This is a genomic window from Gordonibacter sp., assembly GCF_036667095.1.
GTDB lineage: Bacteria > Actinomycetota > Coriobacteriia > Coriobacteriales > Eggerthellaceae > Gordonibacter.
In genome coordinates this window covers 1-14,872 of the sequence record NZ_JAVWUP010000059.1, presented here as the reverse complement: position 1 = coordinate 14,872, position 14,872 = coordinate 1, and the positions used below count along the sequence as shown (strand labels likewise).

Genomic DNA, 14,872 nt, shown 5'->3' with positions numbered 1-14,872 from the left:
CATGCAGATCGCTGATTTTGTCATGTACGCCGCGTTTTCTTTGTCATGCAAACGGAGTAGTGCCGTAGAGAGCCTGTTCAAAGACTTGCAGTAAGGTGAGAACGTTTATGCTGCAAGCATCAACGCCGTGCGCGCTCTCTCCGTCAAACGGCCAGAAGGTTGTAGCCTCTTACCGTTACGTCCCTTACGGCGATGCCTGCCAGCACGTCTCGGAACTGCGTTAGCGCCAAGGAGCCTTGGGGCAAGCAGAGAAAAGCGCCCCTGCCTTATCGGGCGGGGGCGCATACAATTCAGAGGCCGGCTCCACAGGCCGAACGGTCCAGCAGGCGCGCAAACGCTCTACAGGTTCTCCCTCACCCAAGAAATATTGCCTTTAACGGTGGCGACAAGCTCGTCGATGTCGTCGAATTTGCGCATCGGCCGCAGCCAATGCAGGAACTCCACCTTGATGGCAGCACCGTACAGATCGCCGTCGAAGTCCAGCAGATGCACCTCGCACGTCGCCGTCGCACGGTCGGCAAATGTGGCGGCGACGCCTACGTTCACGGCAGCTTTGTACCGTACGCCGTCCACCGTCGCCCAGGCTGCGTACACGCCGTCGCCCAAGGCGCGCAGCTGGTCGGGAACCGTGAGGTTCGCCGTACGGAACCCGAGGTCGGCTCCTTCGCCGCGCCCCGGCTCCACCGTACCTGTCATAAAATACGGGCGGGTAAGAAGGCGGTTCGCTTCGGCGATATCTCCTTCGGCCAGCAACAGGCGTATGCGCGTGGCCGTAACCGGTGCTCCGTCCTCGGCCTCAAGATCGTGGGCATCGATGAGCGCGCCCATGCGGCCCGCCCACGCATCCAGCTCGCGCACGGTGCCGCCTGCACGCGCACCGAACCGGAAGTCGTATCCCACATGCAGGTGCGCGGGAACCTGGCCGTCGAAGGTCGCCTCGAGGAACGCCTCGGGAGAAAGCGACGAAAACGCAGGCGTGAAAGGCAGCACGACCACCGCGTCCACGTCCGTGGAGGCCAACATGGCCAAGCGCTCGCCATTGGTCATGAGCTTCTTCAAACGCTGGGGATGGAACACCTCGTCGGGATCGATATCGAACGTAAGCGCGATACTGGTGCCCTCGTCTGCCCTCGCCGTCCGCTGAGCCTGGGACAGCAGGAACCGATGCCCCCTATGCACGCCGTCGAACACTCCGAACGCGCATGATGAGTTCTTGAAGAAGCGGTGGTCGAACGAATCGTCAACTTTATATATCTCCGCCACGCGACACCCCCGTTTGAAACACGCACCGCGCCTTGAACAGATCACGGCTCTTGTCGTACTCGTACAAAGCCACCAAGCGGTTCTCCGCGATGATCGCAACTATCTCGCCCGCACGCGGCTCCTCGCAGCTCTCCCGTACCCCTGCCGTGCATGCGCAGAACTCCGCGTCAAGCGTTGCGCGGCGCCGCTCGAACAGCGTCGTCGCGCTTCCGGGAAGCGCATTGCCGTTGCCTACGGCGGCTGCCTGCGCGCTGTCCGCATAGGCAAAGCGCACGCCCAGCAGACGCACCGGGTCGAGGGCGGCACGCTCCTTCTCCTGTTCGAGCGCCTCCAACGTCAGACATTCCTCAAGCTGCAAAAGACCCAGTTCGGTCCGTTCAAGCGCCGCTACATGCGCCGGACAGCCCACCGCAACACCCGCATCGCGCGCGAGCGCGCGGATGTACGTGCCTTTCGACACCCGGAACTCGACATCCCAAAAAGGACGTTCGCCCTCGGCATCCCCCTCCGACACACCCAGCAAGCGCGCCTCGTACACCTCGATATCGCGTGGAGCCAAGTCGATGATAGTGCCCTGCCGGGCAGCCTCGTAGGCCTTCTTCCCTCCGACCTTGATAGCCGAATACGCCGGCGGTAGCTGCTTGCGAGCGCCGACGAGCCCTGCGACGAACGACGTGGCGAATGCAGGATCCATCACCCGCACGGGCACGTCACCGGTGCGAGTCACCTCGCCTTCGGCATCGTCGGTAGTGGTGGATGCGCCGAAGGCGATGCGCACGCGATAGCGTTTTTCATGGCCGACCAGGTAGGCATCAAGACGCGTAGCCGGACCGACGCAGATAGGCAGCACGCCGGTGGCCATAGGATCGAGCGTACCGGTATGGCCCACCCGCCGCTCGCCGAAGATCCGGCGGCAAACGTTCACGACGTCGTGCGAGCTCATGCCCGCCGGTTTGTTCACTCCCACGATCAGCGAGAGCCCCGAAGTCCCCCGCTTCACGCTGTGTGCTCCTCCGCTGCGATATCGGTGCCCAAGGCTTTTTCGAGCAGGATGCCAATGCGCTCCACCGCTGCCTCGATCGGCCCCGAAATGGTGAATCCCGCAGCCGCTTTATGGCCGCCGCCGCCCATCGTGCGCGCAAGCGCCGCTACATCGGTGTCATCTTTCGCCCGGAAACTGCCGCGAACCGAATCGGGCTGCTCGCGCAGCACGCAAGCCACGGCTACGCCGCGCAAGGAGCGCAGCGCGTCGATGACCGGCTCCGCGTCGGCACGCACCGCACCCAAACGGGCGAAATCTTCCAACCCGAGCCAGCTAAGGGCATACGCTCCATCGGCACCGAAACGCGCCCGATCAACCACGAGCGCCTCAAGCTGCACCGAAGGCAACGATCGGCTCTGGAAGATAGCGCGCGCCACCATCGCCGGCTCCGCTCCTGCCTCGACCATGGCCGCAGCCGCAGCCAGAGCCGCATGGTCGGTGTTCTGGTACTGGAAGCGCCCCGTATCGGTCACCAGTCCCGTATAGCAGCACACCGCCACGGCACCGGAGCGATCGGCGCCGATGAGGCCCGCCAACTCCCATACCAGCATAGTGGTCGATGCCGCATCAGGATCGACGTAGGCAACCTCGGTCATACGCTCGTCCGCCGCATGGTGGTCGATCGTGGCGGAATGCTCGCAGCGAGCCAATAGATGCGTCGCCGCAGCGTTCATGCGATCGCGGGTAGGAACGTCCACCGCGACGAAGGTACACGCAGGGCCCGCATAGCCCGGAGCCGGCAGAAGCCCGCCCGCTCCGGGAAGGAACTCCAGTCGGGCATCGATGGGCTCGTCTTTGGCAAGCAGGCATACCGCCCGTTTGCCAATGGAGCGCAGCGCATGCATAAGCGCAAGCTGCGAGCCTAGGCAATCGCCATCGGGACTCACATGCCCACAAATGACGAAGTCGTCATGCTCGCGCAGGAACCCCGCGAGTGCGGCAAGGTCGATATTCGTCTGAGAAGTGACGCTCATGCACGCGGCTCCTGCTCTTCTGCCCGGGCATTTGCCTGCGCGTCTGCGTCGGCCGGCACGTCGGCTTCCGTCGGCTCGACAACCGCGTTGCGGTGCGCGTCGGCCGCCAAGGCGCTGGCAATACGCTCCGCCTGATCGACGCTCTTGTCCAACAGAAAGCGCAGCTCGGGAGCGATACGCCACGACAGCTTGCGCGCCATGAGCGAGCGGACGCGCCCCGCAGCCTTCGAAAAGGCCTCGGCTACATCCTCGTAGCGCTCCGGCTCTGTCGTATAGAACACGTTGCACACGCTGCGATCATAGCTGACCTCGCACCCGGTGATGGTGACCATCTCCAGACGCGGATCGGAAATCTCGAACAACAGGATACTCGCGATAACCTCGCGCGCCTGCTCGTTGACCTTGCGGTTAGAAGAACTCTGCTTCATGATGAGCCTCCTTCGTTTTTCGTTCTTCCAAAAAGAGGGCAGCTGCCCTCCGGTATCCAGCTTACCTTGCACCGGTAAAGAAAGGGCCTCCCTCCCCTATCGGTAATCACAAAGTTGCTGAACAAGTACAAAACACTAAAGCCACCCGATGATCTGCCGCGCGAAGCGCACCCGCCCCGCCGTCGCAATTCTCGCAAAGCGCGAAAACCTCCTTCACAGACGCATCGAATACGCTCGTCAAGGTAGCGAGAGGGATCGGGTTGTGCCCACCAAGCGAGTTCCGCAGGAGCCGAACAGCCCAGTGGGCTGTTCGTGCGACCTCAGGACTGCCGAGCGACTGGGCATTACCCGATCCCTCCCGCGGACAGGTTGAGCGTTATTCGGTACGCTCGACTTCCTTCACCTGGTAGCCCTCGATGGTGTCGCCCACCTTCAGGTCCTGGTAGCCGTTGATGCCGATACCGCACTCGTAGCCTTGCTTCACGGTCTTCACGTCGTCCTTGAAGCGGCGCAGGCTGGCCATGGTGCCCTCGAAGATAACGGTGCCGTCGCGCACGATGCGCACCTTGTCGTCGCGATTGATCTCGCCCTCGATGATATGGCAGCCCGCGATCGTGCCCACCTTCGGCACCTTGAACGTCTCGCGCACTTCGGCGATACCGGTGTCCACTTCCACGATATCCGGGGAAAGCAGGCCCACACGTGCGGCATTGATCTCCTCGATAGCCTGGTAGATAACGCGGTACAGGCGGATGTCCACCTTCTCCTTCTCGGCTTGCACCTTGGACTTGCCGGTCGGGCGCACGTTGAAGCCGATGATGATGGCGTCGGAAGCCGAAGCCAACGTCACGTCGGTCTCGGTGATGCCGCCGACGGCCGCGTGCACGATGTTGATGCGCACCTCGGACTGGTCCATCTTCTCGAACGCATCGCGCAGCGCCTCGATGGAGCCTTGCACGTCGGCTTTCACGATAAGGTTGAGGTCGGTCTGCTTGCCCTCTTCAATACGGCTGAACAGGTCGTCCAGGCTGATATGCGACTTCGTCTCCTGCTCGGCCAAGCGGGCGCGCAAAGCACGCTCTTCGGCCAGCTTGCGGGCATCGCGCTCGTCGTCGAACACGCGGAACTCGTCGCCTGCTACCGGCACGCTGTTCAGGCCCAGTATCTCCACCGGATCGGCCGGGAGGGCGGCACCGACGTGCTTGCCGCGCGGATCGACCAGGGCGCGGACGCGTCCGTAGGACGTGCCGGCCACCACGATGTCGCCCGGATGCATGGTACCGCGGTGCACCAGCACCGTGGCAACCGGGCCGCGGCCCTTGTCCAGGTTAGCCTCGATGACGAAGCCGGAAGCCTCGGCATTGGGATTGGCCTTGAGCTCCAGCACATCGGCTTGCAGGATGATGGTCTCCAGCACGTCGTCGATGTGCAGGCGCTGCTTGGCCGACACCTCCACGAACATGTTCGTACCGCCCCACTCCTCGGGAATGATGCCGTACTCGGTAAGCTCCTGGCGCACGCGGTCGGGGTTCGCACCGGGCTTGTCGATCTTGTTCACAGCCACGACAACCGGCACGTTGGCGGCCTTCGCGTGGTTGATGGCCTCGATGGTCTGCGGCATGACGCCGTCGTCGGCGGCTACGACCAGCACGATAACGTCGGTGATAAGGGCGCCGCGGGCACGCATGGCCGTGAACGCCTCGTGGCCCGGCGTGTCGATGAACGTGATCTGCTTGCCGTCGATCTCCACGACCGAAGCGCCGATGTGCTGCGTGATGCCGCCGGCCTCGCCCGCTGCCACGCCAGTGTCGCGGATAGCGTCGAGCAGCGACGTCTTGCCGTGATCGACGTGTCCCATGACAGTCACCACCGGCGGACGCGACTCCAGTTCGGCATCGCTGTCGTGGTACACGACCGCGTACTCTTCCTCGGGCGACACGACGCGTACCTTACGGCCCATGTCGTCAGCGATAAGCTCTACCAGCTCGTCGCCCATGGACTGCGTCAGCGTGAGCACCTGGCCTAGCAGGAACAAGCGCTTGATAACGTCGTTGGGCTGCACGCCGATGAGCTCGGCGAACTTGGCCACGGTGGCACCCTGCGGTATCTCGACAACCGAGTTGTCCAGCACCAGCGAGGGGTCCAGACCCTTCTCGATGGCCTCAAGTTCCATACGCTCACGCGTCTCGGCCTCGCGCTTCTCCTTGCGCTTTTTGCGGCGGCCTTCGCCCTCGCCCGAGCTTGCGGCGGCAACGGCGGCGCGGGCCTCGGCCAGCACCTTGTCGCGCTGCAGCTTTTCGGCCTGTACGGCCATCTGGGCGTAGCGATCTTCGGCAGGAACCTGCTGGGCCTCGAGCTCGGGCACGACCTGCTCTTTGCGCCCGCCCTTCTTGCCGCCCTTGCGGCCGGCGTCCTTCGGTGCGGCAGCGCGCTGGGCACCGGCGGCACCGCCTTGCTTCTTCTGCTCTTCGATGCGCTGTTTCTCAGCTTCGATCTGGGAAAGCAGCGAATCGAAACCGGAAGCCTTCTTCGCGCCGACAACCGGTGCGGGCTTGCGCTCGGAAGCAACAGCCGGCGCTGACGCGCCTTTCTGCTTCTTGCCGCTACGCTGGCGCAGGGCCTCTTCCACCGCCTGCTTCTTAGCTACTTCTGCGGCCATCTTGGAAGCACGGGCACGGGCACGGGCCTCGGCGGCCTCGCGGGCGACGCGCTCCTTCTCACTTTCGATCTGGCTGGCAAGCCCCTGGAACGGAGACGGCGCGGAGGCCTTGGCCGACTCGTCGTCTCCAGCCTCGGCAACCGCCACCTCATCGGCGGCCTCGCGGCGTGCGCGCTCCGCCTCGCGGGCGGCGCGCTCCTGCTCCACCGCCTCGCGGCGGGCACGCTCTTCGTCGGCGCGCTTCTGCTCGGCCTCTTCCTGCTCGCGTGCCAGCTCGGCGGCCTCGGCGGCCTCAAGCTGTCCGGCACGCTGCTTGATCTCAGGCGCCAGGTTCTTGCGGATCTTCTCCACGTAGGCATCGGCGAGCATGCTCGCGTGGCTCTTCGCGGGTATCTTCATTTCGATCAGCTTGTCGAGCAGATCCTTGCTCGGCATCTCGAATTCCTTCGCCAACTCATGTACGCGCATGCTGGCCATATGATTCTCCTCTTCCCTTACGCCTCGCGCAGCGCCGAAGACACCTCGGCTGCGATTCGTTCCAACTCATCATGGTCGATCTTTGTCTTCAGCGCCCGTTCAAGCTTTTTGGTCTTGCATGCGGTGGCGAAACACGCCTCCGAGCATACGTACGCTCCGCGACCCGGCGCTCGGCCGGTCGCGTCGAAGGCCACGCCACCCTGCGGTGCGCGCACGATGCGGTGCAGGGTGGCCTTGCCGGCCTGCGTTCCGCACGCGATGCAGCTGCGCTGCCGCTTGGTGGTTTCTGTAGCCATCGTCATATCGCTTTCAGCCTCTCGAACCTTCTCTATTCCCCATCGAGGTCAGCATGGACGCCGCAGTACCGGCTGCCCGGGCGCGCATGGTTGCGGCAACGGGTGCCGTCCTCTCCCGTATAGGCACACAGGCCCACCTCGTCGTCGCCATCCTCGTCGATAAGCATGTTGCCCGTGTCTTCAAGCGGCTCGCCGGTAAACGACGAACTCTTGATATCGATATGCCAACCCGTCAGGCGTGCGGCAAGGCGGGCGTTCTGGCCCTCTTTGCCGATGGCCAAGGACAGCTGGTCGTCGGGCACGATAACCGTGGCATAGTGGTTGTCTTCGTCGATGAGCACACGCGTCACCTTGGCCGGCGAGAGCGCATTGGCTACGTAGGTGGCCGCATCGTCGTTCCACTGGATGACGTCGACACGCTCGTTGCGCAGCTCCTCGACGACCATGCGCACACGGCTGCCCTTGGGACCGACACAGGCGCCCACCGGATCGAGGTTGGTCTCACGGGAGGAAACCGCGATCTTGGAGCGCGCGCCCGGCTCGCGGGCGATGGACTTGATCTCCACCATGCCGTCGTAGATCTCCGGCACCTCGATCTCGAAGAGTCGACGGATAAGATCCGGATGCGTGCGCGACACCACGATGGGCGGGCGGGCCTGCTCGCCGCGCATCTTCGGCGCGTCAGAGTTCGGATCGCGCACCTCAATGATCAGCAGTTTCAGGCGCTGATTGTGACGGTAGTGCTCGTTTGACGGACGCTCGTTGCGCTCGTTGGGGTTGCGCTTCTGGTCGTAGTGAGGCAGCTCCGCCTCCACACCGTCGCGGATCTTGATGATGGTAAAGTCGGGCGTGCCCTGCAGCACCGTGCCGGTGACCAAATCGCCCACGCGACCCGAGAACTCCTCGAAGATGGACTGGCGACCGGCCTCGCGCACGATGGACGCAATGACGCCCTTGGCGTTTTGGGCGGCGATGCGGCTCACATCGGCCGGCGTCACGTCGCGCTCTTCGAATTCGCTGTACTCGCCCGTTTCTTCGTCGGGCTCGCCCACCGGCACCAGCTCGTACACGTAGATATGGCCCGTCTGGCGGTCGATGGTCACGCGCGCGTCCCATTCGAGGTCGAGGATGTGCTGGTAGCTCTTCGCCAGCGACGCCTCAAGGCGCTCGATGAGGTAGAACTCATCGATCTTCCGCTCGTGAGCCAGCGCCTGCAAGGCCTCGATCAGTTCTGAAGTTGCCACGTTTGAAGTCCTTTCCTCTGAAGCTCTCTCACGAGTTGAAGTCGACAACGCCCTTAAGGTGGGCGCGCTTAATGGTGTCAAAAGGTATGCGCACGGCCTGGCCGTCCACGTCGAGCTCGACCACGTCTGCCAGCACCGCGACGATGGTCCCGGTGAAAGCACTGCGTCCCTCAAGGGCTGCCGATGTCTTCACCACGGCCACCTCGCCGACGAAGCGCGCAAAATGCTCGGGCGTGCGCAACGGCCGATCGATACCCGGAGAGGACACTTCCAGCGTGTACGCACCGGGAAACGGGTCGAGTTCGTCCATGAGATCGTTGATCCACGCTTGCGACGAAGACAGTTCGTCGAAGCTCACGCCGTCGGGCGTGTCTATATACACGCGAATGGTCGGGGCCTTGCGTGCGCCCACGACTTCCACGGTCACCACCTCGATGCCCTCGGCGGCCGCCCGAGGCGACAGCGCATCGAGCAGCTGCTGTTCCTTTTTGCCGAGCACGTCCGTCTCCTCTCTTGCCGCCGCGCGTCTGCGCGACCGTGCCGTCCACGGGGGCCGGTCGGCTATCCTCTTGCGAGGATCGCCCGACCCCTTACAAACAAAGAAAGCGGGAACAAGCCCACTTTCTCATGTTTCGAAAGTATGGTGCGCATACAACCTATCCGCCTCATGCGCATTGCATTGATCTTTATACCACATCCTAAGCCCCTTGCCTAGTGAGACCATCAGGCCTGTCGCAATCTCACCACATTTGAAGGGCGGCTGATTGCGGCCGATCGCCAAACCCAGTGCGGGCTGAACCGACTGCTCGGATCTGGCGGGATGAGCCCGAAAGCCCTACTCTCCCAACGGGACGGCCATGCGCACGACGGCTTTCCCGTCGGCAACGTCGGCAAACAGCTCGCCGCCATGGCGCGCGACCACCTGGCGCATGATGGACAGGCCCAGTCCGTGCCGGCAGGCATCGGGTTTGGTGGTCGGGCCAAAGGCGACATTGCCCGGAGCGGAGTTCTCGCAGCGCACTACCAGCGCACCGCCCTCGAGGCGCATAGCAAAGGCGATAGAGGGCGTCGCGCAAGAACCCTCCTGCTGCACGCGTTCGCAGGCCTCGGCGGCATTCGACAGCAGATTCGACAACAGCACCACCAACTCCGTGCTGCGCAGCGCCAGGCTCTCGGGCACGCGCACATCGCAATCCACCCGAACGCCTGCCGCCCGGGCGGGCGTGAGGTAGGCTGCCAGGACCGCATTGGTCACGACGTTCTTGGCGTAGACCAGGGGAGGTTGCATGTCTTGGGCTTCCGAGAGCTCGTCGAGGTAGGCGGCACATTCGTCCCACGACTGCCTGTCCGCCATCTGCTTGAGCGTGCTCACATGGTGGCGCAGGTCGTGCTGGGCGGCACGCACGGCCCGCTCGCCTTGGCGCATATGCACGAGACTCTCCTCAGCAGAGCGCACCTGCACCTCCAAGTCGCGCACCTGGGACTGAGCCGTGCGCAGGCGACGCACACGTGCGGCAAGCATCCAGCCGAACACGCCCACGAACATGAGTCCGGCATACTCGTGCTGCCAGAGGCCGTAGAGCGGCTCGTAGGCATTATTGTCCAGCAGGTTGGCCAGCAGCGCCAGGCCTAAAAGCGCGCATCCCAGCAAGATCAAACGAGCCTCCACGCTGCGACGGCGCACAGCCACTGCGGCGCAGGCGGCGAACAGCGCCCAACACAGGATGCGCGAGAAGGTCTGGAACAAGCCGTATAAGCCCATCGAGTGGGGAAACAGGGGGATAACGATCGCCACCCAGACGAGACAGGCCAACGGCAGCGTCCAAAGGACCCGCGAAGCAAGGCGCGACAGGCGCCGCGGCGAATCGGTCCACGGCACGCCTGCGGTTCGAGCAGCCAGACCGACCGAACCTACCAGCACGCACATCCAAGCCGCATCCTCCAAGGCGTACCACCACGGGCCCGCGAACCCAAACCGCCATGCCAGCCCGTGCATTCCCGCCACCGCGAACGCCAGGCACACGATGCCGAAGTCGCGCACGAGCGCATCGCCCTCGCGACGGCGCCATACCGCAAGCGCGAGCACGGCGGCCCCCAAGGGCACAAGAACCAGCACGCAGGTAGCCAGCGCGTTGGCGAACTGCACGGCGGCAATCGCCTGGGCCGTGCCGAGGATCGGCGGGTGCGTAAGCCCGCTGTAGTAGTACGCATCGTTTTCCACTTCCAGCACCAGCTGGGTATCCGCACCCAAGACCAAGCCGACTTCCGGCCCATCACCGTTTTGCGAGGCAGCACGGCCATCAACATACAAGGTATAGTCTCCGAACACTTCGGGCAACAGCAAGACCGCAGCATGCGGCCAGGCGCCCTCGTAGTGCAACGTCAGCCGGTAGACAGCCCGACCGAACGGCGAGGTACCACCCGGCACAAACGAAAAATCTGAGTATTGGCCGATGAAGGTTTCTGTCGGCGGAGCATCGTCCACGGAGAGCATCCAGCCGTCCACCAGCGACACCGGGCGGTCCAAGGCGGCTTCATCGAGGGACAGGGAGCCATCGGCGCCGTAAGGCGGCGGGGCGATATATTTGTTATCATAGTAGTAGGTAAGCGCCAGAGCGCATCCGACAAGCAAGAACATCGCCAAGACGGGCGCGGTCGCGCGGATTACGGAACGAAGCGGCACACCTGCCCCCTTTCACGACGATAAGGAGTTTCGTGCCCCATCTTATCAGAAAACCGTTCGCGCCCCTGTTGTGTGCCGCAGGCGCGGCCTGCATCGTCGTCATCTGCCTGCCCTGCATGCCGCTTTGCGCCCAGGCTGCGCAAGATATGCCGGACGCAGGTTCCTGGAACACGGGAAACCTCGGCGGCATCATAGGGGCACCGGAGGATGCAGGCGGGCCGGAAGACTCTGAGGGAGCCAACGAGCCGGACAATCCCGCCAAACCCACCGGCGAGATCGTCCAGGTGCTCAAGGGCAGGGCCATAGCAAACATCTACCTGCCAGAGCTTACGTATCCCCTGTTCAACAGCGATGAATCAGAGCATCCACCCCTTCAAACCCTGCGTATCGAGCGAGTCGACGCCGCCAATGTCGGCACGTGGACCACCGGCGCCCTTTGCACCTGGGACCCTGAATACGCTTACTATCACTCGGAAGACGAGCTGGCGTATCTCGTGAACGTGTCCGATGACACCTGCATGGTGCTCTACACCGAGCCCGACACCGACTTCCGCGATTTCTACGTGCGCATCACCGCTACGTTCCTGCTTGACGGACAGGAGCAAGCAGTCACCTACGATCCCGTGTTGCTCGCCTTCCCCGACTCCCTAAAACCGCAAGACGATCCTGAGAAGCCGGGCACCGGCAATCCTGACGGCAGCGGCAGCGCCGGCCCGGGCGGCGTCAACGAAGGAGAAATCGGCGGCAACCGCGGAGGGGTCACGCTCGGGGAAAGCGAGCGCGTGAACCCCGAAAGCTCACCGCTGGACCTGCTGCCCTCCGTCGAGCAGGCGGATGCCGCCCCCGTTGCGAGCGGCACCGCAACGCCTTCCGACGATAATGCCGCCAAGCCGGCAAACGGATCGGAGGGCACCCCTGAACCAGGCGAAGGCACGGCACGCGGCGGGTCGCCAGGCAGAGACGGCGCGACGGCCGCCGCAGCCGACGGAACAGATCGGCTGCCCGGGTTCGCCGTGGCGGTAGGGGCGACCGTCGCCGTGGCCTTGGGCGCGGGCATCATCTTCGCTTCTCGCAAGGGCGTTGCACGTCGTTTCAAGGGCTCGCGCCCCTAGGGCCAGCACAGGCATCGCGGCTCCGTCGGTGCCAACCCTCCCTAGCTGCGAGGAAAACGCCGCAGATGAGGCGAGATCAGTACCCCATCTCGTGAAGGCGTGTGTCGTCTATACCGAAGTAGTGGCCGATCTCGTGGACGACCGTCTTGCTTATCTCGGCCACCACTTCCTCGCGCGATAGGATCGTTCGCCATAGACGTAATTTGTCTCATAAGAGGGAGAGCGTCCGTTAAGCGTAGTAAAAGGGATCGGTAGCCACAACTACCGATCCCTCCCGCCCTGAAAACCAAAGCGCTACTTCCCCGCCCTGACCAGCTCCTCAGCCATCTCGCGCAGCTTGAACTTCTGCACCTTCATGGACGGGGTCATGGGGAAGTCGTCTACGAAGAACACGCGCTTGGGCACCTTGTAGCGCGCGATGCGCGGAATGGCGAAGGCGCGCACGTCCTCTTCGGTCATGTCCTCGTGGCCGGGGCGTACGCGCACGAACGCGCCCACCAACTCCCCGAGCTTCTCGTCGGGAATGCCCACCACCTGCGCATCCAAGATACCGGGCATGCTCAGCAGGAAGTTCTCCACCTCGAGAGGGTAGACGTTCTCGCCGCCACGGATGATCATATCCTTAATGCGCCCGGTCACGCGATAGTAGCCGTCCTCGTCCACCACTCCCAAGTCGCCGGAATGCAGGTAGCCATCCGCATCGATGGCGCGCGACGTCTCCTCGGGCATCTTGTAGTAGCCCTTCATGACGTTGTAGCCCTTGCAGCAGAGTTCTCCCGGCTCGCCTACGCCGCAGATATGCCCGTCGGCCGGGTCGATAATGCGCACGTCGACTGGCGGGTGCTTGCGTCCTACCGTCTCGCACTTGTGTTCGATGTCGTCGTCGGCGCTGGTCTGCGTGAACACAGGACTCGTCTCGGTAAGGCCGTAGCAGATGGTTATTTCCTTCATGTACATCTTGTCCATGACCTCGCGCATAGCCGCCGGCGGGCACGGGCTTCCGGCCATGATGCCCGTACGTAGGCTGGTCAGATCGAACGTATCGAAGTCGGGATGGTTCAACTCGGCGATGAACATGGTGGGCACGCCGTAGACCGCCGTGGCGCGCTCCTTGTGGACGGCCTGCAGCACAAGCCCCGCGTTGAAATCCTCCACGACGATCATGGTGGAGCGGTGCGTGAGGTTCGCCATGACGCCCAGCACGCAGCCGAAGCAGTGGAAGAACGGCACCGGCAGCGTCACGCGGTCGGCAGCCGTGAGCTTCTGACCCTCGCCGATGTAGAAGCCGTTGTTCATGATGTTGCGATGCGTGAGCATGACGCCTTTGGGGAAGCCCGTCGTGCCGGACGTGTACTGCATCATGACCACGCTGTTGTTATCGAAGTGCTCCTCGGCCTCGGCCAGCGCCGAGACGGGCACATGGCTTCCAAGCAGCACGAGCTCGGGCACGCTGTAGCAGCCGCGATGCTTTTCCGGACCCATGTAGATAATGCTCTTGAGGTGCGGATAGGTCTCGGTCTCCAAGTGCCCGCGCTGCTGCGTGAGCGTCTCGGGCACCAGATCGCGGATGATCTGCAGGTAGTCCACGTCGCGGTAGGCGTCGATGACGCAAAGCGCCTTCATGTCGGACTGTTTCAGCACGTAATCCAGCTCGTGGCTTTTGTACACGGGGTTCACCGTGACCATGACCACGCCGATCTTGGCCGTGGCGTACATAAACGTGAGCCAGTCGGGAATGTTGCGTGCCCAAACTCCCAAGTGGTCGCCCGGCTTCATGCCGATGGCAAGCAAGCCGCGCGCCAGATTGTCGGTGCGCTCGTCGAAGTCTTTGTAGGTCCAGCGCAGATCACGATCGGGGTAGACCACGAACTCGTGGTCGGGGTCTATGGCCACCTGGTCGCGGAAGTACGCGCCGATGGTCTTCTCGGAGTGCAGCGGGTAATCGCGGTCGCCCGGGATGGAAGCGGTTTCTTCTGGCATGGAGCCTCCCTTAGATCGGGGTGTACACGACAGCCAGGAACTTGGCGTTCTGGCCATCGTGTGCACGCACCTGATGCGGCACGATGGAGTCGTAGTAGATACTCTCGCCGGGACGCAGCACGTAGATGTCCTTGCCGTACTCGATCTCGATCGAGCCCTCCATGCCGTAGAGCCATTCCTCGCCCTCGTGGCCCACCAGCTCGTGGTCGGTCTCGCCCGAAGGCGTCACCGTAATAACGAAGGGGTCCATGTGACGCGAGGGACGTCCGGCCGCTAGGCTGAAGTAGCTTAGGTCGCCGGCATCGCTAGCCGTCTCGAACGACTTCAGGCGAGTGACTTCTTCCATCTGGACGCTATCTACGTAAGCAGGCCCCAGGTTCTCATCGTCGTCCATGAGGGTGCCGAGGCGCACACCCAAGGCGCGCGTGATCTTGATAAGGGGGGCCAACGAAGGCGGCACGGCGCCAGCTTCAAGCCCTTCAACCACCGATACGTCGCATCCGCAGCGGTCGGCAAGATCCTGGATCGACAGATGGTGCGCGGTGCGCAGGGTGGCGATCTTCTTGCCGAGCTTGTTCTCTTCGGACATAAACGTGCTCCCCTCCTCAAAACCAAATTTATTAGATAGGCATTATTATCCCCTAAGTTCCTCGAAAGCACTCCTTCGGAAAAGCGATTAAGAACATAAACAGCGGCAAAAGGCTTGCTGCTCGC

General features: G+C 63.3%; 13 protein-coding genes. 1 reads left to right on the top strand and 12 read right to left on the bottom strand.

The features are described from left to right. Positions 1–339: 339 nt before the first annotated feature. From ribF to RR842_RS07185, 9 genes are all read right to left on the bottom strand, one after another. On the bottom strand, positions 340–1,263 hold the full coding sequence (gene ribF, locus RR842_RS07225; RefSeq protein WP_332512732.1) for a riboflavin biosynthesis protein RibF: 924 nt from the start codon (positions 1,261–1,263) through the stop codon (positions 340–342). Continuing rightward, positions 1,247–2,263 carry a tRNA pseudouridine(55) synthase TruB gene (truB, locus tag RR842_RS07220; RefSeq protein WP_332512731.1) on the bottom strand — a complete coding sequence of 339 codons (1,017 nt, stop codon included), beginning with the start codon at positions 2,261–2,263 and terminating at the stop codon, positions 1,247–1,249. Before truB ends, ribF begins: the two co-directional genes overlap by 17 nt. Continuing rightward, the gene (locus RR842_RS07215) at positions 2,260–3,279 is read right to left on the bottom strand and encodes a DHH family phosphoesterase (RefSeq protein ID WP_332512729.1); all 1,020 of its coding nucleotides are present in this window, start codon (positions 3,277–3,279) and stop codon (positions 2,260–2,262) included. The genes truB and RR842_RS07215 overlap by 4 nt, the downstream gene beginning before the upstream one ends. Continuing rightward, on the bottom strand, positions 3,276–3,707 hold the full coding sequence (rbfA, locus tag RR842_RS07210) for a 30S ribosome-binding factor RbfA (RefSeq protein ID WP_332518225.1): 432 nt from the start codon (positions 3,705–3,707) through the stop codon (positions 3,276–3,278). The genes RR842_RS07215 and rbfA overlap by 4 nt, the downstream gene beginning before the upstream one ends. A gap of 376 nt (positions 3,708–4,083) precedes the next feature. After that, positions 4,084–6,843 (bottom strand): translation initiation factor IF-2, encoded by a 2,760-nt coding sequence (infB, locus tag RR842_RS07205; RefSeq protein WP_332512725.1) that lies wholly within the window; start codon positions 6,841–6,843, stop codon positions 4,084–4,086. Between the two features lie 17 nt (positions 6,844–6,860). After that, positions 6,861–7,139, bottom strand: coding sequence for a YlxR family protein (locus RR842_RS07200; RefSeq protein ID WP_332512723.1), 279 nt, complete (start codon positions 7,137–7,139; stop codon positions 6,861–6,863). A 32-nt stretch (positions 7,140–7,171) separates the two neighbouring features. Next, entirely contained in the window at positions 7,172–8,383 is a 1,212-nt protein-coding gene (gene nusA / locus RR842_RS07195; RefSeq protein ID WP_332512721.1) for a transcription termination factor NusA, read from the bottom strand. A 28-nt stretch (positions 8,384–8,411) separates the two neighbouring features. Further along, a complete protein-coding gene (gene rimP, locus RR842_RS07190; protein ID WP_332512719.1) occupies positions 8,412–8,882 on the bottom strand; it encodes a ribosome maturation factor RimP in 471 nt (156 codons plus the stop codon). Positions 8,883–9,218: 336 nt separating this feature from the next. After that, positions 9,219–11,066 carry a GHKL domain-containing protein gene (locus tag RR842_RS07185; RefSeq protein ID WP_332729342.1) on the bottom strand — a complete coding sequence of 616 codons (1,848 nt, stop codon included), beginning with the start codon at positions 11,064–11,066 and terminating at the stop codon, positions 9,219–9,221. Positions 11,067–11,098: 32 nt separating this feature from the next. Between RR842_RS07185 and RR842_RS07180 the strand changes: the two genes are divergently transcribed. Continuing rightward, a complete protein-coding gene (locus RR842_RS07180; RefSeq protein WP_332729340.1) occupies positions 11,099–12,178 on the top strand; it encodes a hypothetical protein in 1,080 nt (359 codons plus the stop codon). A gap of 76 nt (positions 12,179–12,254) precedes the next feature. Here the strand turns inward: RR842_RS07180 and RR842_RS07175 are convergent, their stop codons facing one another. The 3 genes from RR842_RS07175 to RR842_RS07165 form a co-directional block, all read right to left on the bottom strand. After that, on the bottom strand, positions 12,255–12,362 hold the full coding sequence (locus RR842_RS07175) for a metallopeptidase family protein (protein WP_332710719.1): 108 nt from the start codon (positions 12,360–12,362) through the stop codon (positions 12,255–12,257). Between the two features lie 110 nt (positions 12,363–12,472). Further along, a complete protein-coding gene (locus RR842_RS07170; RefSeq protein WP_332553726.1) occupies positions 12,473–14,158 on the bottom strand; it encodes an AMP-binding protein in 1,686 nt (561 codons plus the stop codon). A gap of 10 nt (positions 14,159–14,168) precedes the next feature. After that, positions 14,169–14,747 carry an XRE family transcriptional regulator gene (locus RR842_RS07165; RefSeq protein ID WP_332512711.1) on the bottom strand — a complete coding sequence of 193 codons (579 nt, stop codon included), beginning with the start codon at positions 14,745–14,747 and terminating at the stop codon, positions 14,169–14,171. Between the last annotated feature and the right edge of the window lie 125 nt (positions 14,748–14,872).